This is a genomic window from Methanocella sp. MCL-LM (assembly GCF_049676595.1).
Classification (GTDB): Archaea; Halobacteriota; Methanocellia; order Methanocellales; family Methanocellaceae; genus Methanocella_A.
In genome coordinates, this window is record NZ_CP187259.1 from 3,172,603 (window position 1) to 3,195,015 (window position 22,413).

The 22,413-nt window shown below is 54.6% G+C and carries 18 protein-coding genes; 9 read left to right on the forward strand and 9 right to left on the reverse strand.

The genetic code is table 11. From position 1 onward, the window contains the following. Nucleotides 1-93: 93 nt before the first annotated feature. The 3 genes from ACPLPM_RS16085 to ACPLPM_RS16095 all read left to right on the forward strand — a co-directional run bounded on the left by ACPLPM_RS16085 (nucleotide 94) and on the right by ACPLPM_RS16095 (nucleotide 3,305). Entirely contained in the window at nucleotides 94-1,089 is a 996-nt protein-coding gene (locus ACPLPM_RS16085; protein ID WP_424357784.1) for an RIO1 family regulatory kinase/ATPase, read from the forward strand. Nucleotides 1,090-1,256: 167 nt separating this feature from the next. Beyond that, nucleotides 1,257-2,258, forward strand: a complete 1,002-nt coding sequence (locus ACPLPM_RS16090) for a DUF1616 domain-containing protein (protein ID WP_424357785.1) — start codon at nucleotides 1,257-1,259, stop codon at nucleotides 2,256-2,258. Nucleotides 2,259-2,261: 3 nt separating this feature from the next. Then, a complete protein-coding gene (locus ACPLPM_RS16095; protein ID WP_424357786.1) occupies nucleotides 2,262-3,305 on the forward strand; it encodes a polysaccharide deacetylase family protein in 1,044 nt (347 codons plus the stop codon). Nucleotides 3,306-3,316: 11 nt separating this feature from the next. On the opposite strand, the gene ACPLPM_RS16100 is transcribed toward ACPLPM_RS16095, so the two are convergent. Together ACPLPM_RS16100 and ACPLPM_RS16105 are read right to left on the reverse strand one after the other, a co-directional pair. Further along, nucleotides 3,317-4,054 (reverse strand): WbqC family protein, encoded by a 738-nt coding sequence (locus ACPLPM_RS16100; protein WP_424357787.1) that lies wholly within the window; start codon nucleotides 4,052-4,054, stop codon nucleotides 3,317-3,319. A gap of 550 nt (nucleotides 4,055-4,604) precedes the next feature. Next, a complete protein-coding gene (locus ACPLPM_RS16105) occupies nucleotides 4,605-5,234 on the reverse strand; it encodes a PIG-L deacetylase family protein (protein WP_424357788.1) in 630 nt (209 codons plus the stop codon). Nucleotides 5,235-5,700: 466 nt separating this feature from the next. On the opposite strand from ACPLPM_RS16105, the gene ACPLPM_RS16110 reads away from it, so the two are divergent. Beyond that, complete coding sequence (locus ACPLPM_RS16110; RefSeq protein WP_424357789.1) at nucleotides 5,701-6,519, forward strand: polysaccharide deacetylase family protein; 819 nt, start codon at nucleotides 5,701-5,703, stop codon at nucleotides 6,517-6,519. Between the two features lie 769 nt (nucleotides 6,520-7,288). Here ACPLPM_RS16110 and ACPLPM_RS16115 read toward each other — a convergent pair. The 3 genes from ACPLPM_RS16115 to ACPLPM_RS16125 all read right to left on the reverse strand — a co-directional run bounded on the left by ACPLPM_RS16115 (nucleotide 7,289) and on the right by ACPLPM_RS16125 (nucleotide 10,815). Beyond that, entirely contained in the window at nucleotides 7,289-8,410 is a 1,122-nt protein-coding gene (locus tag ACPLPM_RS16115; RefSeq protein WP_424357790.1) for a DUF354 domain-containing protein, read from the reverse strand. A gap of 50 nt (nucleotides 8,411-8,460) precedes the next feature. Then, the gene (locus tag ACPLPM_RS16120) at nucleotides 8,461-9,387 is read right to left on the reverse strand and encodes a GNAT family N-acetyltransferase (protein ID WP_424357791.1); all 927 of its coding nucleotides are present in this window, start codon (nucleotides 9,385-9,387) and stop codon (nucleotides 8,461-8,463) included. Between the two features lie 183 nt (nucleotides 9,388-9,570). Then, nucleotides 9,571-10,815 carry an oligosaccharide flippase family protein gene (locus tag ACPLPM_RS16125; protein WP_424357792.1) on the reverse strand — a complete coding sequence of 415 codons (1,245 nt, stop codon included), beginning with the start codon at nucleotides 10,813-10,815 and terminating at the stop codon, nucleotides 9,571-9,573. A 494-nt stretch (nucleotides 10,816-11,309) separates the two neighbouring features. Here ACPLPM_RS16125 and ACPLPM_RS16130 point away from each other — a divergent pair, with 494 nt between their 5' ends. From ACPLPM_RS16130 to ACPLPM_RS16150, 5 genes are all read left to right on the forward strand, one after another. Continuing rightward, a complete protein-coding gene (locus ACPLPM_RS16130; RefSeq protein WP_424357793.1) occupies nucleotides 11,310-11,861 on the forward strand; it encodes a hypothetical protein in 552 nt (183 codons plus the stop codon). A 163-nt stretch (nucleotides 11,862-12,024) separates the two neighbouring features. Then, nucleotides 12,025-12,270 (forward strand): hypothetical protein, encoded by a 246-nt coding sequence (locus ACPLPM_RS16135; RefSeq protein ID WP_424357794.1) that lies wholly within the window; start codon nucleotides 12,025-12,027, stop codon nucleotides 12,268-12,270. Between the two features lie 3 nt (nucleotides 12,271-12,273). Beyond that, nucleotides 12,274-14,115, forward strand: a complete 1,842-nt coding sequence (locus ACPLPM_RS16140; RefSeq protein WP_424357795.1) for a hypothetical protein — start codon at nucleotides 12,274-12,276, stop codon at nucleotides 14,113-14,115. A 46-nt stretch (nucleotides 14,116-14,161) separates the two neighbouring features. Further along, nucleotides 14,162-16,696 carry a hypothetical protein gene (locus ACPLPM_RS16145; RefSeq protein ID WP_424357796.1) on the forward strand — a complete coding sequence of 845 codons (2,535 nt, stop codon included), beginning with the start codon at nucleotides 14,162-14,164 and terminating at the stop codon, nucleotides 16,694-16,696. A gap of 14 nt (nucleotides 16,697-16,710) precedes the next feature. Next, on the forward strand, nucleotides 16,711-17,721 hold the full coding sequence (locus ACPLPM_RS16150) for a GNAT family N-acetyltransferase (RefSeq protein ID WP_424357797.1): 1,011 nt from the start codon (nucleotides 16,711-16,713) through the stop codon (nucleotides 17,719-17,721). A 495-nt stretch (nucleotides 17,722-18,216) separates the two neighbouring features. Here ACPLPM_RS16150 and ACPLPM_RS16155 read toward each other — a convergent pair whose 3' ends face one another. The 4 genes from ACPLPM_RS16155 to ACPLPM_RS16170 are packed head-to-tail and all read right to left on the reverse strand — an operon-like array spanning nucleotide 18,217 to nucleotide 22,393. Next, complete coding sequence (locus ACPLPM_RS16155) at nucleotides 18,217-19,251, reverse strand: lipid II:glycine glycyltransferase FemX (RefSeq protein WP_424357798.1); 1,035 nt, start codon at nucleotides 19,249-19,251, stop codon at nucleotides 18,217-18,219. Continuing rightward, complete coding sequence (locus ACPLPM_RS16160) at nucleotides 19,248-20,354, reverse strand: GNAT family N-acetyltransferase (RefSeq protein WP_424357799.1); 1,107 nt, start codon at nucleotides 20,352-20,354, stop codon at nucleotides 19,248-19,250. Before ACPLPM_RS16160 ends, ACPLPM_RS16155 begins: the two co-directional genes overlap by 4 nt. A gap of 1 nt (nucleotide 20,355) precedes the next feature. After that, nucleotides 20,356-21,369 (reverse strand): GNAT family N-acetyltransferase, encoded by a 1,014-nt coding sequence (locus tag ACPLPM_RS16165; protein WP_424357800.1) that lies wholly within the window; start codon nucleotides 21,367-21,369, stop codon nucleotides 20,356-20,358. A 10-nt stretch (nucleotides 21,370-21,379) separates the two neighbouring features. Continuing rightward, nucleotides 21,380-22,393 (reverse strand): GNAT family N-acetyltransferase, encoded by a 1,014-nt coding sequence (locus ACPLPM_RS16170; protein ID WP_424357801.1) that lies wholly within the window; start codon nucleotides 22,391-22,393, stop codon nucleotides 21,380-21,382. Nucleotides 22,394-22,413 lie beyond the last annotated feature (20 nt).

A 22,413-nucleotide genomic window follows, 5' to 3' on the forward strand; every position in this document is an offset into this window, starting at 1 on the left:
TAACAGGACAATGAATTCCTCGAATTATGAGGATAGCATCGTGAAAGCATCGCCACTACATATTTAGGATAGCGACGCCTTGTAGCGCGTGACATGAGCGCCTGGAACGATTCCCTGAGGAAAGTTGCCTACAAGGTCCTCAACGTCACGGTGGTGGAGGCCGTGATGGTGGCCTTTATCGCCATTGTTTACGTGATCGTCAGGGCGACAGACAGGGTCCTGCACACCAGCATCAGGCGCAGGCTTATCGACTGGATCCACGACATCTCCCGGGACGACCTGAACGTGTTCCGCAAAGCCCAGATCATGTACGTGTTCAAGAGGAAGTATGGGCTGAAGAAGATAAAGATTCGGCTGGCCGGAGGCTCGTACTGGATGTCCATCCCCTGCATCGTCGAGGGCGTGGACAGGAAGACGAAGCAGCCGAAGAAGTTCATGGCGAAGATCATCAACGACCGCAGCGCCCTTATGCACCGGTATATGACCATCCTGCGGAACCTGGGCGTGCTGGCGGAGAGGGCTACTCTGGCGTTCGATGGCCACGAGGGTGCGCAGGACATGATCGAGTTCGAGCGCAATTCCCTGATCATGCTGAAAAACCGCCGGGTGAACGTGCCGGAGGTTTTCGGAACCCACAAGCTCAACCATGACGACTACGTCCTGGTCATGCAGTTCATAGAAGGGGTACCGCTTTCCAGAGTTGAGCTGACCGACGAGGTGATCGGCCAGGTCTTCTCGACGCTGAAAACGATGGAAGACACCGGCGTCTTCCACGGGGATATCAAGCTGGACAACTTTTTGTATTCGGACGGCCGCCTCTACATCGTCGACTGCCTCAAGATCGACCGCCGGGAGCTGTGGCGGGCGAACGACTTCGACCTGATGTGCGCCATCTGCGCGCTGGCCCAGCAGGTGCCTGTGGACCGCATCTTCGGGCAGGCGACCAGGTACCATACCATAGAGGAGCTCAGGAGAGCCGGAAGCCTGCTCGGCGTCGCCCTGAACAAGGTAGACCTGGACATCTCCGAAGACACGGCAAAAGAGCTCCGGGCACGGCTGGAGATCGGGCAAACAATTATGGCACAATAAGCCGGTTAAGTTTCCTTTTTAGCGTAATCGCCCGTACATCTACGATATGCTATATATCGAGTATTATAAAAAACTTTATAATATATCAAGCGATACTTAACTCTATATCTGCAGCTTAACCGCCGGCCGGGCAGCGTCTGCGGGCAGGCTAAGACCGAGGCCGGACCATGGCTATGTGGAGCATTGAGAATTTCGGATTTGTCAGGGATATCCGGACAAAATTTCAGGGTAAATTCATCCTGGACCTGTATCTGATCATATTGTTATCTGTGCTGATGATCGTGCTGACCTACACGCCCTACTTCAGCGACAGCATCTTCAGGGCAGCCCTGGCTTTCCCCGTAACGCTGTTCGCACCGGGGTACGCCATGGTCGCCGCCATGTTTCCGCGGAAAAAGGAGATGGGAAACATTGCCCGGATGACCATGTCGGTAGCATTGAGCATCATAATCGTCCCCCTGATCGGCATGGTGCTGAACTATACGCCCCTGGGAGTGCGCCTCGATCCCATCCTGGTCTGCGTCACAGTATTCACCATCGCGTGCTCGCTGGTGGCGATGAGAAGCCGGTTTAAAGTACAGGACGACGAGCTGTACTTCCCGGATATCCTTAATACCGCCAGGGCTTTGCTGTGGGGAGATAAGAGCTCTGTCGACAAAGCCTTCGGCATGGCGATTGTGGTTGCGCTGCTGCTGTCTGCAGGTACTATCTCATACCTCGTCTTAGTGCCCGGCCAGGGAGATCAGTACACCGAATTTTACCTTCTGGGGCCGGACCACATCACCAGCGGATACCCGTCGGACTTCGGGCCGGGCAGCCAGCAGCCGGTCATCCTCTGCATCGCCAACCACGAGAAGCGAGACATGGCCTATGACATACACATCCAGCTCAAAGACAACAACACGACTACGGTGCTGAGCACCGAGCACGTGGTGTTAGGCGATAATCAGACCTTGGAAAAGACCGCCCAGATCAAGCCAGACAGGCTGGGTACCAGGATGAAGCTGGACTTCCTGTTGTACGCCGATGGTAACATGGCGACACCTTACCAGGAGTGCCGGCTCTGGATCAACGTGACGGACCAGCCGGCGAACACTACGCCAAAAGTAGTCAATGCTACTGTGAAAGGAGTTAACTCATCCAGGAATTCCGCTACCGGGGCACGATAACAGATGGCTGGTCATGTAAGTGAAGTGCTCCGGCAGAACCAGGACCTCTGGGACCAGTTCTCGTTTAAGGGCGTCGCCACGCTGAACCAGGAATACGAGAGCGTCCGCAAGGTCATCGGAGACCGTTTCCTCACTCAGCCGTACATGTCCGAGTACCTTAGAAAAGAGGGCTTCTCGCTGGAGTACCCGGAGGGAAAGGGATTCGCCGTATGTCTCACCCACGATGTGGACGAGATCTACCCTCCCCTACGCCACACGGCCCTTTCCTCCGCCAGCAGCCTGACCAGGGGAGACCTCGAGGGCATGAAAATGCACCTTTTCTGGAGGCTGAAGGGAAAAAAGTTCAGCCCGTACATCAATTTCAGGGAGATCATGGAGATCGAGCGGCGCTATGATGCCACTTCGTCCTTTTACTTCATGGCCACCGACAGAGATGTGCTGAGGTTCCGGTACAACATAGAGGACCTCGGGAGCGAGCTGGGAGTCGTAGCGGACGGCGGCTGCGAGGTAGGGCTGCACGGAGGCTACTATGCGTTCGACAGCCCGGCCGAGATCCGGGCGGAGAAGCGCAGGCTGGAGAAAGTGTTTAACGGGCCCGTCACCGGTTACAGGAACCATTATTTGCAGTTCAAAACTCCGGAGACCTGGGACTACCTGCAGCAGGCGGGCTTCAGGTACGACACCACCATCGGCAACAACCGCATCGCCGGCTTTAAGAACGGGCTATGCCACCCCTTCAAGCCCCATGATGCCCGGGACGGCCGGGAGATCGATATAGTAGAGTTGCCCCTGGTGCTGGCTGACTTTACGCTGATGAACACGGGGATTCCGATGGGCCGAAAGTGGGAGATTGCAGGGAGCCTCATCGACAGCGTCGAACAGTGCGGGGGCGTACTGACCGTGCTGTGGCACAGCGACGCGTTTAACAACAGCCACCTGCGCGACTGGGTGAAGTTCTATGAAAAGATCCTGGAGTACTGCCGGGGCAGAAATGCGTGGATAGCCTCGGGCAGAGAGATAGCGGAATGGGTTAAAGACAAAATTTAAAAAAGAGTTTTTTAATTGCTGGACAGGTACTTGTTGATTAGCTCCCGCCGGGTCGGGTTGCCCCTCTCCAGGATGTCCCGGGATTTTTCCCCGAAGCAGAAGAGTAGATCGATCACGGACATGTTCGGAGCGAAGGCCCCGTGGAGCTGCGGGTATTTCGGGTGTTTGTACTTCTGGAAGTGCAGCAGCTTCCCGGCCTCGCGGTATTTGGTCAGATCTGCGTAAGTCTCTCCGCTCTGGCCGAAGATCAGCAGGTCGGAGTCCATCTTGATGCACATGTCCAGGATGCGGTCGTTTCTCTTCCCCTCGAAGCCGAGATCGGACGCTTTCACGTAGTCTACATTGATCTTTAGCTCTTTAAAGAGGTACTTCAGCAGGTGCTCGTCCAGGTCGATGATCTTCTCCCAGTCCCGCTTGTAGACGTCCTCGAAAAAGTCCCGGTAGCATTCGAAGTACGGGGCGCTGGACTCGTAGGCAGTCAGAATAGTGTTCCAGTGCTTGGCGCGCCATGCCTGATTGCGATCGATAGTCATGTCTTTGATCGTCTTGCTCTTGAAGTCGTCCATGTGGATGGGCACGGTCAGCATGGTCGGGCCGTTCGGAGTCTTGACGTTGTTCCGGTGGATGAAGGAGTCGTTGGTGAACTGTACATCGTCCCAGAGGCAGAAAGTATCACTCATGGACACCTTCTGGAAAAACCCGAGCCAGGGCATGTACAGCGGCTGATGGGCGGTTAAAACTCGGACCATATGAGAAAAATCTCCTGAGAGTGGTTACTATATCAAAATTATATAATATAATATATAATATAGTTACCGATCGAGCGGCAAGCAGCGAGAGATTACTAAGAGCTAATGAATATCGCCCGCTCACTGGGCCCGTGAACGTACACTAACGCTGCGCTGTGCTGGCTTCTGATTACACTGGTACCCCATACCATGTTGTTTCTGTGCTCGTGAACGTACACGATCGCTGCGCTGTGACCGACTGGAAGCAGTCCCATGCATACAGGATCACAGATTGTGACAGATTGTGCAGATTTCACAGATGCTAATTGATAATCTAAAAGAAGAGGGCTCACACTATTCCTTTTATATATAAAATAGTAATCTGTGCAATCTGTCATATCTGTCGTAATCTGTGATCTGGCACAGCGCAGCGATCGTCTTGCTGTCTCACGCAGTTTGAGCAATCAGAAACGCACAGCGCAGCGATCGTCTTGCTGTCTCACGCAGTTTGAGCAATCAGAAACGCACAGCGTAGCGATCGTCTTGCAATCTCACTTTTGAACCTCTGGCCTCACATTCTTAACCTGATGCACTCGAACACCTCCGAGTACTGAGCCCCGATGTTCATGCCCCGGGTGAGGAGGTGGGCGTTGATGTACTCCCGGCTGAAGTAGTCCCGCTGGCTCTGGGAGCCGTACTTTTTCAGCGCGGCCACCTTCTTCAGGACGTGGCGGTCGGCGAGCTCGATGAAGATGTCGGTCCTGAAGTTCAGGTTGTTCCAGGGGTGCTCCATGCCCCAGATCGAGGCGGATTTTTTGAAGGCTCTGAGGGATTCGTTGTAGATGACCTGGTGGTCCTGGTGGGTGTCGAAGGAGGAGGGGGTGATTACCAGGTCGGGCTCGGTGTCTTTCTTGATGTTGATCATGGCGTCGAGAATTTCCTGCCGGTACCGGTGGAACTCCCTCACGTCAAAGTCGAGCAGGATGTTGTGACTCCGGGGTATGCCCAGCTCTGCGGTTGCCTCCATGCACTCATTGATCAGGGTGTCCCGGGGCAGGTTGTCCGGGACTGACTTCTCGCAGCTGGAAAAGGCCACGTAGAAGATTTCCTTCCCCTCTTCGATGAACCGTACGATGGAGCCCCCGGCGGAGATCTCCCCGTCGTCAGTATGAGGCGATAAGACCAAAATTCTGTTAATCATAGCCTAAGCCCTTTGTCATAGATCGATACCTGTATTATAGTTATATAATAATTTATTTATAAATCCTGCGGTACCGACATACAGGACTAACAAAGAAGCACTTATGTGCCGCCGGAACATGGCCCAAACACCATAGCATTAATGTGGTAGTTATATTCGGATATACCGCCCTGCAGTCCGCGTGCCAATTTTATGAAACCGTATGAATAATTATAACAATATATAAATAGTAGTAATATTATATAAAAGCTTATTACACGACCCATGGGTACGCGACTGCCATTTCCCGTTTTGGTCGAGCCAGAGGGGTAATATAATCAAGGACCAGAGTATCTCAATCACTGTCGATGTAGAAGACTGGTATCACGTACCGTCGGTTTGTGGGTCGCCCTATTCTGAGTACAAGGATACGGTAGACTTTTTCAACAGGTGGACAGACCGGTACGACTACCTCACCGGCCCGACGATGAGGACGCTCGAGATCCTTGAGGAACATGACATTCGAGCCACCTTCTTCGTCGTCGGGGAAGTGGTAGATCACTATCCGGGGCTGGTGGAAGCCATCTCGGAGCGGGGCCACGAGATCGCCTGCCACAGCCTGCGCCACCCCTGTATTATCAACCCCCGGACGAAAGCCCCTATGATGAGTATCAACGAGTTCAAAGCGGCCACGCTAGTGGCCAAGCGGATGCTGGAAAAAGCTTCCGGGAAGAAGGTCACCGGGTACCGGGCGCCTAACGCGCTGATCGCCGGGTGGATGATCGATGCCCTGGAGGAAATCGGCTTCAAGTATGATTCATCTGTGAACGTCAACTCGTTTTTCCATAAAACTGGCAGCCCCGTGGATGATGTTACCACCATCCCCTACTACCCAAACAGGAACAGCCTGAGCGTGGGCATGAAGCGGAACATTGTGGAGTTCCCGTGGGCACGCTTCGAGGCAGGTTTAAACATACCGGCCTACGGGGGGCCTATCCTCCGGTTCCTCGGGTCTAACATCATCATGCAGGGGCTGAAGCAAAGCCTTAAACGGGGCCATACAGTATTTTACTTCCATCCTATCGACATCTCTGACGAGCGCTTTCCCAGGGTGGGGAAAAACAGGCCCGGATACTGGATGATCAAAGGTAATGTCATAGAAAAGCGGATCACACACATACTGAGCGCCCTTAAGAAAGTCAACAAGATGACCCTGAACGAAGCGATGGCAACGTGCGAAATAGCGGGGTACGAGAGGCCAGTTACCGGAATCCAGAGCGAGGTCGAAAACATTCTGTCGGCGTAACCGGGCCAGGAATGTCGTAGAGTATAGTCTTTACTGTAACTTTTTGGACTTGTGCCCTATCAAGTCGTGGGGAGTATAGCCCATGCAAATTCTCGTGCGAACATACACGAACGCTGCGCTGTGACCGACTGGAAGCAGTCCCTTGTATACAGAACACAAATTGCACAGAGGCCACAAATTGACTCGGCTCATGAAAACAGGTTTTTCAAGTTAAGCCGATGAAAAACTCCTGGAGGTAGGGGAGGTCCCGGGAGTCCAGGGAGGATTTTCAAGCTGGGAGGTTAGAGAGGGTCAGAGGTCAGAGAGGAGGATGGGGCGTGTGGAAAGGTTAGAGAGGATTTTCTTAAATCTATCCTCTCGGACCTCCGGGTGCCTCACATAACCTCCCTCCCAGACCTCCTGACCTCTCTGACCTCCCGGCTTGAACGTGTCCTCTCTAAACTCCCAGGAACTCCCTGACCTACTCCCCGACCTCTCAACACCTCCCTGACCACCAATTTTTCATGGAACACAGAGGATCATCTATAATAATCGGAAAAAGGCTTCCCGTACTTCTATTTTTATTCAGTTAATCATCTGTGCCAATCTGTGCAATCCGTGAAATCTGTGTCCCTGGCACAGCGCAGCGATCGTCTATAAATCGCCTTCCAGAACGCCTGCGAATGCAGGCGTTCAAAAGGCGAACACCCTGGCACATGAACTGTACAGAAAGTTTCAGGAATGACTATACAGTTAGAAAAAAGTTAGAAAAAAGGATGCACAGCACAGCTTACTTGAAGTTGTGCTGTATCGAGGGGTTCTGCCTGACCTGTTGCATGCTTTCCGGGTAGTTTTCCAGGAACCAGGCGAGGAAGGACGTGACGTCGATCTTGTCTCGCAAAAACCGCTCCCGCCTGGCCATCCAGTCTTTTCTGGCTTTCCCGAGGTCTGCCAGGATCTCGTCGAGCTTTGCCAATAGTTTCTCTTCCTCGTGGAAGCTGTAGATCAGCCCGTATTTATCCTGCAGTTCGGCCATGATCCCGCAGATGGCCGTTGCCCCGTAGGTCTGCTTACCGTCGGACAGCCGCTCGAAATGCAGGGACGGGACCCCGAGGATGCCGGCTTCGTTGGCGCTGGAGGAGCCTTCTCCGACGTAGAGGCTGGAGTAGGCCATCAGATCGAGGTACTTCGCAGGGCTGATGGTTCGCTGGTACTTTTTGAGGCTGCCGTCCAGCGGCACTTCCGAGGAGATGATAATTTCACCGTGCCGCTGGAGCTTGTCTATCAGCTGCGGTACGTATTTTGCGGCAAACTTCTGGCTGCGGACGTCGTGGCCTGCGTTGAAGGCGGCGAACCTGACCATGAAGATGTTGTCCCGTTCGGACAGCCCCAATTCCTCCAGCACTGCCGGATCGGGTTTAAAGTGGTTCGGGTGCAGGTAGGCGAGCTCCTTGCAGCCGTCGAACCGGACCTGTTTGGCCCCGAGGTCAGACTTGAAGCTGGAGGGCGTGAGGATAACGTCGGTCGCAGGGTAGGCGAAAGTGTTCGAGATGCTGGCGTGCTCCGTATCGGTGATGCCGATGTGAGGCTTCCTGAAGACGAGCCTCGCGGGAGCGACGATCTCCGACGTGGCGCTGAAGAAGATGTCAGGGCGGAAGCCTGCCGTCAGCCTGAGCATCTCAATTTCGCCCCTTGCGGCGATCATGGCCTTTTTGTACAGCGGTCCGCCTTCGTTGTTGAACAGGACGCCGTAGTCGAAGCCGTAGGAGTCGAGCAGATCGACCATCACTTCCTTGACGCAGGCGGCGATCTTCACCTTGTGCCCGCGCTCTTGCAGCTGCCAGACCAGGTTCCGGTACAGGTGAATCTGTGCCGGGTGATCAACGAGGATAAGCACTTTGATAGTAAACAACCCCTTATTGTCAAATAATCCAGATCGTAGTGTTCCCAAAAGAGCGGATATCACTCTGAAGCGCGTGCCTTTAGCGGCTGTCTCCGGACCAGGTTCTGGTAGGACCACCTGGCCATGCTGCCGATGGCGTTCATCTTCTGGACGGAGAAGTACAGGCTCATGGACGGGTTAAACTTCGACTGGTAGTGGCTGATACGCCGGGTGTTCGCCCCGACGATCTCGAACTCCTTGAACCCGCGGTCTTTTGCCTTCCTGATCAGGTCCCATGTGTGATATTCCTGGTGCCCCCGGTACTTTTCGTTGGAGATGCCCCAGAGAAGCTTGAACTGGTCTTTGTAGGCGTAGGTGCCTTCGATATCGACGATCTCTCCCTCCCTCTTCAGGAAGTACATTTTCAGGTTGTCGGGAAAGAGCCGCATGACCTCCTCTAGATACGGCTGGCCCAGCAGAGGAAGGCTGAGGCCCTGCTGGCCGTACAGTTCCCTGGAGAGGCGATAGAAGGTGCCCAGATCATCCGATTCCTCCTGGGTAAAGCTGACCTTTGAGAAGTCCCTGATGCGCTCCCGGCAGTCCTTCCCGAAGCCCCGCCAGATATCGTCCGCCGGCCTGGTCAGATCGATAGTATAGGTAAACAGCGACTCGGCAGTGTAGCCGTTCCACTTGAAAGGCCTGATGTCCATCAGCCCGGGCACTGTGACAAAATGCGCGTAGCCGGGGGAGATCCTGCTGATCTGCTCTTCGATCTCGCCCGCCACCAGCGACATGTAGTTTTCTTTGCTGCGCTGCCTGATCGTATCGTAGGCTGGCGCCATCACCGGCCCGAGATACGGGACCGCGGTCTGGGGAGGCGGCGAGAAGACCATCTTCAGCCCGAGATATTTACGCAGGAACAGGGGAAACACGCAGATGAGTTCCTTTCCCAGGTAAACGCCATATGGCAGTAATTGGTAGCCGGAGTGCTTTTCTATCAGCTTCAAAAAGTCCCATCGATGAAATAGTAAACCATAAGGACTGGCTTCGACGAAGTCATCCCAAAGGTGCTTGTCATCTATAAGTTCGGTCGTCAAGCAAATACCCTAGTACTAAAATTAATCATTTATTATTATATATAACTTATTATTATTCAACCGGCTGAAATATACCGCGCTGCCACCCGGCCGTCAGACCCACTTCCACCGCCGGGCGAAGAAGAGGATAGCCAGGTCCACGAGGAGGAAGGTGAGTACCAGCGCGTACCCGAACCCCTCGATGCCGCAGATGGCCGTGAGCTGCCAGGTAAGCCCCAGCAGGGCCAGGAAGAGGATGGCGTTGAGCAGGATGATGGTGTTGACGTTCATCCTGATGTTGAGGACGGGGATGAACAGGGAATAGAACGTGTACAGGAAGCTCGAAAGTACCACGAGGTACAGCAGGTTCGTCCCGGCAACGTAGAGGGGCCCGAACAGGCCGAGGATGAAGCTGCCGAACAGGAAGAAGAATATTGCCCCCGGGATCAATATGGAGTAAACGCTGAGCGCTGCTTTGATAAAGTTCTTCTTCAGGTTCTCCCCGTAGACGCCTTCCACGAAGAAGGAAGTGCTCAGGGAGATGGGGATCTGGAGGAGGAAATTACCTACGGTAAAGGCCATGTAGTAGATGGCTGCGTCGGCTTCGCCGAGCCGCGTGGAGATGATGAGCGGTACGGTTAGAAAGGCTGCATTATAGAGAATGCTGGCGATGTAGTTGCGGGATGAGGTCCTGAACGCTTTTTTGATGTATTCTAGATCGACCCTCAGGTCGACCTTCACGAACTTGTTCAGGATCAGGAGCACGAAGATGAAGGCTACGATGTAAGAAATGACGTTGGCGCTGAAGATGCCGAAGAACCCCATGAACGTCAGGAAGAACAGGAAGGGAATTTTGGAACAGTAGAGCACGTTCTGGAAAAACGTGTACTTGGCATCCCTCATGGCGATAAAGGTCTGGGAATTGACCAGGCCGATGGCGCTGAGCACGATGTAGACCAGGAAGATAAGCGCATAAAGAGGTGACTGGAGCCATACCTGATCCGGGGCGACATAGTTGACGGCCAGCACGTATGCCACACCCATGATGAACGCCGTAAATACCATGACCACCAGCGAGGTGTTGAAGACCTTGTTTTTGTCGTAGTGGTGGAAAAAGCGCACGAGGGAGATGTCAAACCCCATCATCGAAAAGGCGATGATCAGCGAGGCGGCGGAGATCAGGACGACGGCATTGCCTACTTCGTTCACCGTGTAGAACCTGGCCGCAAGCGCCCAGAAGACGAAGCCTGAAACCACTCCCAGCCCTTTGTTGATGACCATGAAAAAGGAGTTCTTGTAGAACGGATCGTACAGGCCGCGTTTCAGCTTGCCGTAGTAATTTCCGACAGCCAGAGTCATGATAAATATCAACTATACCATTATATTAACTACTATATAATTGTAATTCAAGGCCTTCTGCACCTGCTGCTTCTCGGGCGAGCATTGCATGCTGCCAGTGTGACCGGGTCAGACTCGCCGCCCCATCAAGGCAATGTGGCATGCAGCGATTGAAAAGCATATATTTGAATAGTTAGTTATTAATAATATGAGAAATATAATATAATGGCGGCGGGATTCGCATAGATCTTAAGGATTATTTCAGGACCGCAGTCGAGGTTGCCCGGGGCAGAGGGATCGCCTACCTGCTGGCATACAAAGTCACCACTGACGCCGAGATATCCCTGAGGAGGCTCAACCACCTGTACTCGTACGCCCTTTCCAGGCTTTTCGGCACGCCGCTGATCCACGTCATCGGGGACAGCCACTCCTGGGCCTTCAAGAGGCAAAGATCCTACATAGTCCACAACATCGGCCCGGCAACCGCGTATAATCTCGTCAACAAGAATAGCACGGTGCAGTCGAACAAGAAGCTCTTCGACATCATTGACAGGATAGATCGTAAAAAAGACATCGTCATCCTCGTCTTCGGGGAGATCGACTGCCGGGTGCACTTCTACAACCAGCACATGAAGAGCCATGGAAAGATCTCGATCGAAGAGCTGATGGACCGGACCATCGCCAACTACGGCGAAGTCCTCGCCCAGCTAAGCAGCATGGGCGTGAAATTCATCGTCTACGGAGTGCTCCCCGCCTCGAAGCAGATCTTCCGGTACCCACCCTATGCGACAGATAAGATCAAAAAAGAGCTGTTTAGCGAGTTCCAGAATAATTATCCCTTCCTCGCCCCTCCCGAGGTCCGCAGCCCCATAAATTATGCTTTTAACCAGAAGCTGAAGGCGTTTTGCGAGGCCCGGGGATACAGGTACATCAACATCTACTCCGTGGTGGCCGACGAGCAGGGGCTCATCAAGGACGAGTTTGCCGCGGACGAGATCCACGTCAGCGGGAAAATTATGCCATACGTCAGGGGCATGCTGGAAAAGGAAAGCTACCAGAAAGCCTGAAGGCCAGTATACCCGGGTACATGCGGCATACGACTGAGCGAAAAATATTAAATATAATAATGTGTAGTATATTATTATGCAGATGATTGGTCAGCTATCGTTTGATATTTATAATGTAATACTAATTATAATTATAGCGGTATTGTGTATCAAAGTTAAAGCAGTGATTCGCATCTCCCGCATCATATGGGAGAAAACCTCCAACTACGACTTCGTCCGGAAAGCGCTGATATATGTATTGCCGGTCGCCGGGCTGCTGGGGGTCACGGTCCCGACTCTGTTCGGGCTGATCAACCTGACGATGCTCGGCATATACCTTGCCATACCCATGATCTCTGCGCCCTTGATCTACTATGCCGTCTTCATCAAAAGGGCAGATCCCGAAGATATCGAAATAATAGGTGCATAGGCCATGGCTTACGCGAACGTGATCTCTGCGGTGAAGGAAAGGCCGATGAAAACGCTGACCTTACTTTACATCATCCTCTTTGGCCTGTCCATTCTTCTGTTGGCGGCCAGCAGTGAAAGGACCATCCTGTATTATATTGCCATCTCTGCTCTGGCCACAGTGATCCTGCTGGAAATTTTGCTCCGGGAGCACACTGACACATCAGTTGTCCTCCTGCTCCTCCAGATTATGTTCCTGATGCTGAACGTCTTGTGGGGAGCTACGCTAAAGTATTATTACTACGTAGGATACACCGACATCCTGGACCATACCCGCCTGATGAACGACCTGCTGGCTTCGGGCTACGTGACAGAGGCATTTGGAATCTACATACCGTTCCCGCTGTGGCACATTCTCTGCGATTACCTGCTGCTCCTCACGGGGCTATCGCTGCCGGTCAACAAGATCGCTTACATCACCTGCGGCCTCATCTTCGCCTTCGTGCCCCCGGCGATCTACCTGGTGTCCGATCGCCTCCTGAACAATAAGAAAATCGCGCTGCTTTCGGCGTTAGTGGTGGTCTTCTACCCCATCCTCATCACCTACGGGATGTACTCCATACCTCGTTCCATGTGCTCGTTCCTGTTCATCGTCCTGTTCTGGCTGCTGCTGGAGAGCGCCGGACATTTCAAGTACTATGCGCTGGCAATGCTGGCGACGCTGGCCATCATCATCTACCACACCGTCTCGATACCGTACGTGCTGGTCATGCTGTTCTTGATGTACCTGCTCTACCACATCTTCGCGAAGGGAGAAAAATCGCCCATTACCTACTCTTATCTGATTCTGGCCTCCGCCCTGACGCTGCTGTACTGGGTGATCAACGCGCAGGAGCTGCTCCGGACGCTGATCGTCAACATCCTGATGCAGGCCCCGATAGGCTCGTTCACCAAATCGATCTACACGGCTCCGCTCAACGAGCTGTTCAACTACCTCCAGTATTCGCCCACCATCCTGTTCGTCATCATCGCGACGCTGATCGTCCTGAGCCACAAGAAGATCAGCACGGGCGTCAAGATCCTGTGCCTGGAAGGGCTGCTGCTGGTACCCGTCGCTTTTCCCGGGCCCCTGATGCTGGTTAACAAGCTCTCCGGCAACTTCAACTTCCAGAGGTTCGAGGAGTACACGTTCCTGTTCGTCGGCATAGTGGCGGCAATTGGCCTCTATTACCTGTTCACGAAGGCAAAGCAGAACATCAAGCCGTTCCTTATCCTGCTCTTCGCCATATGGGTCGTCCTCTCCGTGTCCAACGACTGGGTGGCGCTGGATAACCCGCTGGTGAAAAGGCCGTTCTATACGTTCTACGTTACCGAAGAGGAAACGAACAGTATCCAGCTGCTCAACAACCTGAAAACAGATTCGACCTACGTCCTCTCGGACTACATCGCCTTCAGGTACCTGGAATCGCTGCCCGACTTCGACGCGAATTATACGAGGATGTTGCAGGTATACCACGATGACAGGTTTTTGACGAACGACAGCCGGGACGTTATGGTGATCCGGGATGGGGAGCTGAGCAAGAGGCCGATGCAGCTGTACTTTTCCCCGGACGGCAAATTCTGGTCGAGAAACGAGAGCCTGTATACCCTGTCAAACTACTACTACAAAGATAACCCGGTGTTCGCCGGCCTCGACGATGGAAACAGGATCTTCGACTCGAAGTCGATCAGCGCCTACACAGGGTTCGAAAGATACGTGCCTCCCGAGCCCTCCGACAACGAGACCGAGCTGAGCCCCGGGGGCAATTCCACGTACCCGAACGGCAGCTACCTGAATAATTCTACAGAAATCGTGCACGGCAGATGACGCGGAGGGTTTTCCAATAAACAAAAAGTTTGCAATACTGGTATTAGTGGGTATTCTGCTCATCCTGATGGCCATCTTAATTCAGCCCCTCCAGATAACGGACGCTATTCCGATTCCTGTAGCTACTGCTACTGCCAGCCCGGTCGTGAGCCCCGCGACCATCGATCACCCTTACCTGTTCTTCAACGACATCAGCGAATCCCCGGGCTACGCCAACCGCGGCTATACGCCCTGGTCGACGTACGAGTACGAGATCATACGCGGGGCAAACATCGTTTACGATAAGGATTTCACCGTTGCCTGGCCGGGGGACCCCCACAACGATATCATGGACAGGGCAGGCTGCGCGAAGATCTTTGCGCTTGCCTGGCAGATCACCAGGGACGAGAAGTACGCAAAGAAGGCTGTGGAGGCGCTTATAAACATCGGGGTCGGCGACCCGTACAGTCCCCACCGCAGATCCGTTGCCATCAGAGATTACTGCATAGCATACGACCTGGTGCAGCCGTACATGAGCCCGCAGACCGACACGATAGTGAGAGATAAGCTCGCCAGACTGGCAGATCAGGTCTACCGGGAGCTGAACTCCGACGGCACAAACACAGAGTACGTGACGTTCTGGGACCACCATGGCCAGGCGTACATCAACGTGGCCTTCGCAGGCCTGGCGCTAAAGGATTATACCAACCCGAACAAGCTGAGCCTTAAAAGCGGGCCTGAAGACTGGCTAAAATGCGGCACTGACTACTTCTTCGTTTCCGACCCTCTCCACGACAGGCACAAGCCCATCGTGTACTACGGATTTGATAACGCCACAGGCAAGGACCTCATCGGCTACAATACCTATACGCTGGAGAGCATGGTGTTGTTCGCCCAGGCATATACCCACGTCACGGGGGAGAACTACCTTGAGAAGTACCCGGTCGTGAAAGGTCATTTCACCGCAGAGGTATGGGACTCCTATCCCAGCGGTGTAGAGGCCACCTATGAGACGCTGCTAAATCTACGATTCAACTATCACCCCTGCATAGCCAGTCTCCTGGACGAGGCGAACAGGAGCGCGGTCTTGAGGCACTACGATAACGTCAACGCCAACATCCGCTTTATGCCGGACCCCAGCACCGAGTGGAACGGAGGCTACTCTACAGCTTACCTCTGCGAGCACAACTATAACGATCTTCCGAGGAACCCGCCCCAGTATACCAGCCACCTGAACCCGGACGCCATGTTCCAGACGATGAGGACAGGATGGTCGGTCGACAGCGACTTTCTCAGCATGGTGACCACCCAGCCCGTATCCACCGGTACCACCCGGCTGGAGATGCGAGCCGATCAGCTGGGGATTCAGTACTATGGTAAAGGCAATATTCTGCTGGCGGACGGCGGGGAAAACAAGTGGGTCCTGAACCCTGACTATGGCATGGCTCCGGTGTACCACAACGTCATTGTCCTGGAGAATCCCCGGGTGCCCTTCGCGGTCGACCAGGCCAGCGGCGGGAGATTTGTAGGCGGCTCTAAAGGGGACATCTCGGGAGTCACGACTCCGGCGAAGATCTCCCGGGCCATCACTACCCCGTGGCTGGATATCCTCTCGGCGGGCGAGCACATCACAGGTTCCCCGAACTGGACAGGGGAGCGGGAAATATCGCTGAGCTCCCCGGTGGATATCGAGCGCACGGTACTCCTGCCGGAGGATGGGTACTTCATAGTGATCGACAGGGCCGGCGGTGCCGAACCCTGGATCTACCGCAACATATGGAGGCCGGCTAGCTTCAGCCTCGTCAAGACCACGGATCAGGGCAATCCGGGCCATGTCAACGGGGATCTGAGCCTCGGGGGAGCGAGCTACGACTGGCAGGCAGCCGGCTACGGAAAAGACGTGGACACGGGCATCGTCACGAACTGGTTCGACTGGAGCACAACTAACCCGTATGGCAACGCAGTGGACCTGAAGCTGTACTCGGTGCCGGCCGCGGAAGTGTACATTACGAAATCCCTGAGCGTCATCGGCGGCAACGCGATGGCGTCCGATGTGTACTCGCCGGTCGTCTATTTCAGGACGGGAGAGCCGGAGAAGACCATGTACCGGGTCACCGCCTTGATGTCCCGCTACGGGACAGAGCCAGAGCCGGCGGCTGCGACGGTGAACGTCACCGGCACAGGCAACGCCCTGAGCATCATCACAGATCGGTACAGAGATACCGTTTACACTGGTACCGGCAACAGCCGGTTTGCGTCGTTCGCCACGAACGCCGATACGGCTTACGTCCGAACGACGGGAGAGGAGATTTCCAGGTACGCCATCCTTAACGGCACGTACCTCGACGTCAACGATAAGCCTCTGGCCAGGGCTTCAGGGCCAGTTAACTACCTGACAGTCGACCATGGTGAAGAAGAGGTAGCACTGCGAGTCAAGAGCGACGAGTACGTGAGTATTACCCTCGGCCAGCTGCCGATACCCTCCAATGTCCGGGTACTGACAGACGGGGTTCGGAGGGATAACTGGGAAAGGGTCAACGGCGACACGATCAGGATCAAGGCCAGCCACGGCGAGCATACGTACGTGATACAGCCGGCCTGATATGAGGAAAGTATATGCGGCTCAAGATCAGGCATCTGGAGAAAAAGATCATCGTCTACGGCACTTTAGCAGCCGCGCTGACAGCGCTGCTGCTTGCCCCGGCCTACGCCGGAGCCGGGTGGATTTCAGTCGGGACTATACTCAGCTTAACCATGGCGGAGTTACTGGCTATTTACGTCCTGTTCGATTTGACCGCCCTGAGGCTGATAAAGGCAATGCCGGTAGGGGAGTCTGAAGAGCCCCGCCTGTACCAGATTGTGGGCGATCTAAGCTGTAGCGCATGTATGCCAATGCCATTGATAGCGATACTGCCAGGCCCGACATATCGGGTATTTATGACCGGCATAGCCAGAAACCGTACAATTCTCTTCATATCCCGGGGGTTGCAGGAAACGCTGAATAACACCGAGCTTGGGATCGTGCTGGGGCACGAGCTGGAGTCGATAGACGAGCTTGGCTGGTTCCCGTACAATGTCGTCATGCGATTCGTCTCGCTGCTGACATGGCCTGTAAAAAGGATAGTAAGCTGGGTAGTGCTCACGAACCGGTCGGGGATGCAGATCAGGCAGGACGAGCATATCCTGATCGAAAACGCCGCCGTCTCCGATGTCCCGGCAGCGGTAAAGCTGCTGCTAGCACATGGTATGTACAGCGTCGTATACCTGAATGACCTGAGCAGGCTGGCGGAGGAAGCGTCACCGCTGTTCCTGGCGGCGCGCTACGATGGAAAGCCGGCCGGGTTTCTGGTAGGGGAGATTGCCCGGAGGCGGTCCGGAAAAGCGGGGCATGTACTCAAGATCGTCGTAAACCGGAGGTACCAGAGAAAAGGCATTGGAGACTGCCTGATGAGGGCGTTCGCCGACGTGGCTGCCGAAGCGGGATGCAAGAGCTGCTTCATCGAGGTAAGGACAGACAACGCCGGAGCGATCTCCCTGTACAGAAAGCACGCCTTCGTCGAGGAGAAGGTCGTGCCCGGCTACTACCCGGACGGCACTGGCTGCCAGATCATGGTGAAAGCCCTTTAGGAAAAGCTCTGGTGATCACATCTAAACGATGAAAAAACCGCTAATTTCTATGCAGTGCGTTTTGTCCATAGCCCCGGCGAGGCGAGACGATAGGACGAACGCTGCGCTGTGCCATGATCACGATTTCCCAGATACTGTTAGCAGTGTTGTCTCTGTGCTCGTGAACGTGGAGGAACGCTGCGCTGTGCCATGATCACAGATTGTTACAGATTTGACAGATTGCACAGATGACTATTTTATATAAAAGGAATAGTCTGAGCCCTTTTCATATATAAATTGTCGATCAGCATCTGTGCAATCTGTCAAATCTGTCAGAATCATCAGATTCTGCGTAATCTGTGATCTGGCACAGCGCAGCGTTCGTCTTGCTGTCTCACGTTGTTTGAGCAATCAGAAACGCACAGCGCAGCGTTCGTCTTGCTGTCTCACGTTGTTTGAGCAATCAGAAACGCACAGCGCAGTGTTCGTATTGCTGTCTCACCCCACATGAACATTTTAGAATATGGCCTTCCTGACGAACCCGAGGTAGGGGTTGGCCAGCACGTTGTCGTAGCCCCACTCTGACAGCGCCCCTATCCGGTCCTTTTTGCGGACGTGGTAGTAGGTGGTCAGCGTCGGGTTGAACTTCGACTTGAACTGGTTGACCCGCTTCATGTCGGCCCCCCAGTTTTCGAGCCGCTTGTAGCCGGCGGCTTTTGCCATTTTGATGAACTCCCAGTTCAGGTATTCGTTGGAGGCGATCTCGCGGTTGATGATCGCGTCCCCGAACCAGCCGGTATACTGGTCTTTATAGCAGCAGTTGATGGCCGCTCCGACGATCTCCTGGTCCTTGTACATGAAGTACAGTTTGATGTTCTCGGGGAAAGCGGCGAGCAGATCTCGCAGGTAGTCGGGGCTCTGCCGGGTGAAGAAGTTGTTGCCATAGCCTTTGAGGCGCCCGACCATGATGTTGAAAAACGTGTCCACGTCAGTAGACTCTTTGATGACGAGGCCATGTTTGGCGCCGGCCCGGATTTTCTGCCTGCAGTCGTTGTCGAAGCTGTTCCAGATCTCGTCTTCCGGCTGGGTAAGGTCGTGCATATAGGTGTACAACAGCTTGATCTCGTAGCCGTCCCATATGAAGGGCCTGACGTCATACATGTCGGGCACCATGGTGATGGAGACGATGTTGGTAGACAGCCGTTTCAGCTCGGCGGCGAGGTCAGCCCAGGCATAATCCAGGTACTGCTCTTTTTTACGCTGCTTTAGCGTCTTGTAATCCTGCCACATTACCAGGCCCATGTAAGGTATGTAGGCTAGCGTCCCCTGGGGCGGGGAATAGACCAGCTTCACCCCCTTTGTGTTCTTGTAGTAAATGGGGATGACAGCGTACAGCGAATCGTTTTTGTACAGCCCGTACGGCCGCAGCTCGTAGCCGGAGTGCTTTTCGACGATCTTCAGCAGGTCCCACTTGTGAAACAGCGTGCCATATGGGCTCTTGTCTATGAACTTATCCCATAGTTCTCTGTCGGTAACTAATTCGATAGTCATTGTTTCGACTCCTTGATCCGGTTGACGTTTTCGTGCGCCATGCCCGCCACAGTGTGGCTGCCCAGAATCTTCGATACCTTTTCCGAGCCGTAGGTGGCCAGCCTGAACAGGCGATTCTTTTTAGTGATGTAGAAATACGGCACCAGGTCCGGGTTGAACTTCGACTTGAACAGGTTCAGCCGTAGCTCGTCGGCGCCGAGGTTCTCGTAAGTTCTGAACCCGGCGGCCTTTGCCCGGGTGATCAGCTCCCAGAGCAGGTACTCGTTTGCGTTGAACCCGTCCCTGCCGGCGGCCGTGCCCATCCACGACGTGCACCAGCCCCGGTACTCGTAGTTGACGTCGGCGCCGACTAGCTCATCGCCGCGGTGCAGGAAATAGAGCTTGACGTTGTCCGGGAAGGCCGCCAGCATCTCCTCGAGGTACCGGTAGGTCTGGCGGTGGAAAAAGGTCGAGCCCTCGTCGTCCAGCCTGCCTGTCATGAGCTCGAAAAACTTCCGCGCGTCCTTGGACCTCACCAGGGATAGATTTTCCTTCCTGGCCCCCGTGATGTTGGTTCTGCAGCGCTTGTCTAAGCTGCTCCAGAGCTCCTCGAGGGGTTTCGCCAGGTCGAAGGTATAGGTATACTGAAGTTCGGCTTCATAGCCGTTCCACAGGTACGGCCGGATATCCACCTCCCCGGGGCCGACTGCAAACGAGGTGTAGCCCGGGGAAAAACGCCTGGCAAAGCGGTCGGCCTCGCTGACGATCTGGCACACCAGGCCAATTTTTTCTCGCGGTGGCAAGCGGTAGCAGGCCGGGCTCAGCGCTAAGCCCATGTAAGGTATGTACGATAGCTTGGCCTGCGGCGGAGAGTAGACGAAATTAAAGCCCTTCTTATTCTTGTGAAAGAGGGGTATGAGGCTGATCAGCTCGTCGCCCCGGTAGATCCCGCACGGGTATAGCCGGTAGCCAGTGTACTTCTCCTGTATATGCAGGAAGTCCCATTTATGGAAAAGCTGTGCGTTAGGGCTTTCATCCACGAACCGGTCCCACAGGGCCTTGTCGGTGACAGGCTCGGCCGAAATCCGGGCATGGCTGCCATGGTAAAAAGTGGTGTTTTGCATGCTATTTCACCCTGATGGCTTTCGCAAATCCCGCAACCGCGTTATAGCTGCGCCACATCGTGCTGAACAGTAAATCCTTCTTCTGGACGTAGAAACACGGCTCTAGAGCCGGGTTGAACTTGGACTTGAACAGGTTCAGGCGCGGGTTGTACGACCCGTAGTTCTCGTGCCTTTTGTACCCGTCTTCCCGGGCCTTCTTGATCAGCTCCCAGTAGAAGTACTCGTTAGTGCTCAGCCCTTTCCGGACCGAGACGTTGCCCATCCACGACATGTAGTTCTTTTTGTACCCGAGGTTGATCTTTACCCCGACGATTTCGTCCCCGTTGTAGAAGAAGTACAGCTTGATGTTGGCAGGAAACGTCCGGAGCAGCTCTGCGAGGTAAGCGGGGTCCCGGCGGTGGTAAAAAGTAGGCCCGTCCCTGGTGAGGTGCTCCTTCATCGTCTCGTTGAACCGGTCGACGTCGTTCACCTCCCGGAAAGACAGGGGATGCGTTTTGCACTCGTTGATGTTCTTTCGGCAGTCCCGGTCGAAGCCGTCCCAGATCTCCTTGAGGGGCTTGTTCAGGTCCAGCACGTAGGTGTACTGCTGGTCGACTTCGTAATGCTGCCACTCGAAAGGCCTGGTATCGCTGATGTCCGAGGTCTGGCCGATGCAGACGTAGTTGGGCGACGGCTTCAGGCCCCGGTGCATCTCTCGCACGATACGGTCCCAGGCGACGATTTTCTCGTGCGGGGGAAGCTCGTGGAACGCCGGGCTCATGGCGAAGCCGAGGTAGGGTACGTTAGCCATGGGTAAAGGCGGCGGGGAGATCATCATCTTGAGCCCGTTATGGATGCGCAGGAAGAACGGGATAACGCTGATCAGCTCGCCCTTCTGGTAGATACCGTAGGGGTAAAGCTTGTAGCCGGTGTACTTCTGCACGATCTGCAGGAAGTCCCACCGGTGGAAGAGCGTCCCGTTAGGGCTTGCTTCCACAAAGCCGTCCCATATGTCCTTATCGAGTATTAGTTCCATTTTGTCTTCCTCACGCGTGCCTTTTGATCTTCCCCAGGGCGAGCTGGCCGAGCTTAGCCGTCCTGTACAGCGGGTCCCGCTTGTAGAGGTAGAACCAGGGCACCAGGGCCGGGTTGAACTTGGTCTTGGAATGGTTCAGGCGTTTCTCGTCGGCCCCCGTGTTCTCGAAAGTCCGACAGCCTTCCTGCTTGACCTTCTTCAGCATCTCCCAGACCAGGTAATCGTTTGCGCTGAAGCCCTGTCTTGCGGCGGTGTTTCCCATCCAGCCTATGCAGTGCCCGTGAAAGCTGCAAAGGGTGTTTGCCCCGATGAGGTCTTCCCCGAGGTACAGGAAGTACATCCTGACGTGGTCCGGGAAAGCTTCGAGGATCTCGGTCAGGTATTCCGGGCTCTGCCGGTGGAAGAAGGTCTCCCCCTGGCTTTTCAGGCCCTGCCGCATGAGGTCGGTGAACGTCGCCGTATCGGTTGCCTGAGCGATCGTCAGGGGGTGCCTGGAAGCATCTTTGATGCTCTTTTTGGTGTCGGACTCGATGCTTTCCCAGATCGCCTGGACAGGCCGCTCCAGGTCGATGATGTAGGTGTACATGAGATCGGCCTCGTAGCCGGTCCTTTCGAAGGGCCTCACGTCCAGGAATCCCGGCGAGAGTCCGAGGGCCACGTAGTTTGGCGACAGCCGGCTGAATTCTGCGCAAAGCTCCCCGATGATCGACCTCCAGGCACTTTCCCGGTCGTGAGGTTGTAGCCGGGCAATAGCAGGGCTGGTGGCGGGGCCGAGGTAAGGCACGTACACCAGCGAGCTGCGAGGCGGAGAATAGAGCAGCCTGAGGCCGTTCTGCTTCGAGAGGAAAACTGGCAGGATGCACGTCAGATCGTTGCCTGCGAAGATACCGTATGGCAGCAGTTTGTCGCCAGTGTACTTTTCCTGCAAGTTTAGGAAGGCCCGCTTGTGGAAGAGCATGCTGTTGGGGCTGGCATCGACGAACCGGTCCCACAAGGCTTCATCGTCGACAATTTCCACGGACATACCTACAAGCACCTGCCGTT

Coding starts and splice junctions, on each gene's coding strand:
- ACPLPM_RS16155 (WP_424357798.1), bottom strand. CDS start 19,251: ATGACTATCGAATTAGTTACCGACAGAGAACTATGGGATAAGTTCATA.
- ACPLPM_RS16165 (WP_424357800.1), bottom strand. CDS start 21,369: ATGGAACTAATACTCGATAAGGACATATGGGACGGCTTTGTGGAAGCA.
- ACPLPM_RS16150 (WP_424357797.1), top strand. CDS start 16,711: ATGCGGCTCAAGATCAGGCATCTGGAGAAAAAGATCATCGTCTACGGC.
- ACPLPM_RS16125 (WP_424357792.1), bottom strand. CDS start 10,815: ATGACTCTGGCTGTCGGAAATTACTACGGCAAGCTGAAACGCGGCCTG.
- ACPLPM_RS16090 (WP_424357785.1), top strand. CDS start 1,257: ATGGCTATGTGGAGCATTGAGAATTTCGGATTTGTCAGGGATATCCGG.
- ACPLPM_RS16160 (WP_424357799.1), bottom strand. CDS start 20,354: ATGCAAAACACCACTTTTTACCATGGCAGCCATGCCCGGATTTCGGCC.
- ACPLPM_RS16110 (WP_424357789.1), top strand. CDS start 5,701: ATGAGGACGCTCGAGATCCTTGAGGAACATGACATTCGAGCCACCTTC.
- ACPLPM_RS16105 (WP_424357788.1), bottom strand. CDS start 5,234: ATGATTAACAGAATTTTGGTCTTATCGCCTCATACTGACGACGGGGAG.
- ACPLPM_RS16085 (WP_424357784.1), top strand. CDS start 94: ATGAGCGCCTGGAACGATTCCCTGAGGAAAGTTGCCTACAAGGTCCTC.
- ACPLPM_RS16100 (WP_424357787.1), bottom strand. CDS start 4,054: ATGGTCCGAGTTTTAACCGCCCATCAGCCGCTGTACATGCCCTGGCTC.
- ACPLPM_RS16170 (WP_424357801.1), bottom strand. CDS start 22,393: ATGTCCGTGGAAATTGTCGACGATGAAGCCTTGTGGGACCGGTTCGTC.
- ACPLPM_RS16095 (WP_424357786.1), top strand. CDS start 2,262: ATGGCTGGTCATGTAAGTGAAGTGCTCCGGCAGAACCAGGACCTCTGG.
- ACPLPM_RS16140 (WP_424357795.1), top strand. CDS start 12,274: ATGGCTTACGCGAACGTGATCTCTGCGGTGAAGGAAAGGCCGATGAAA.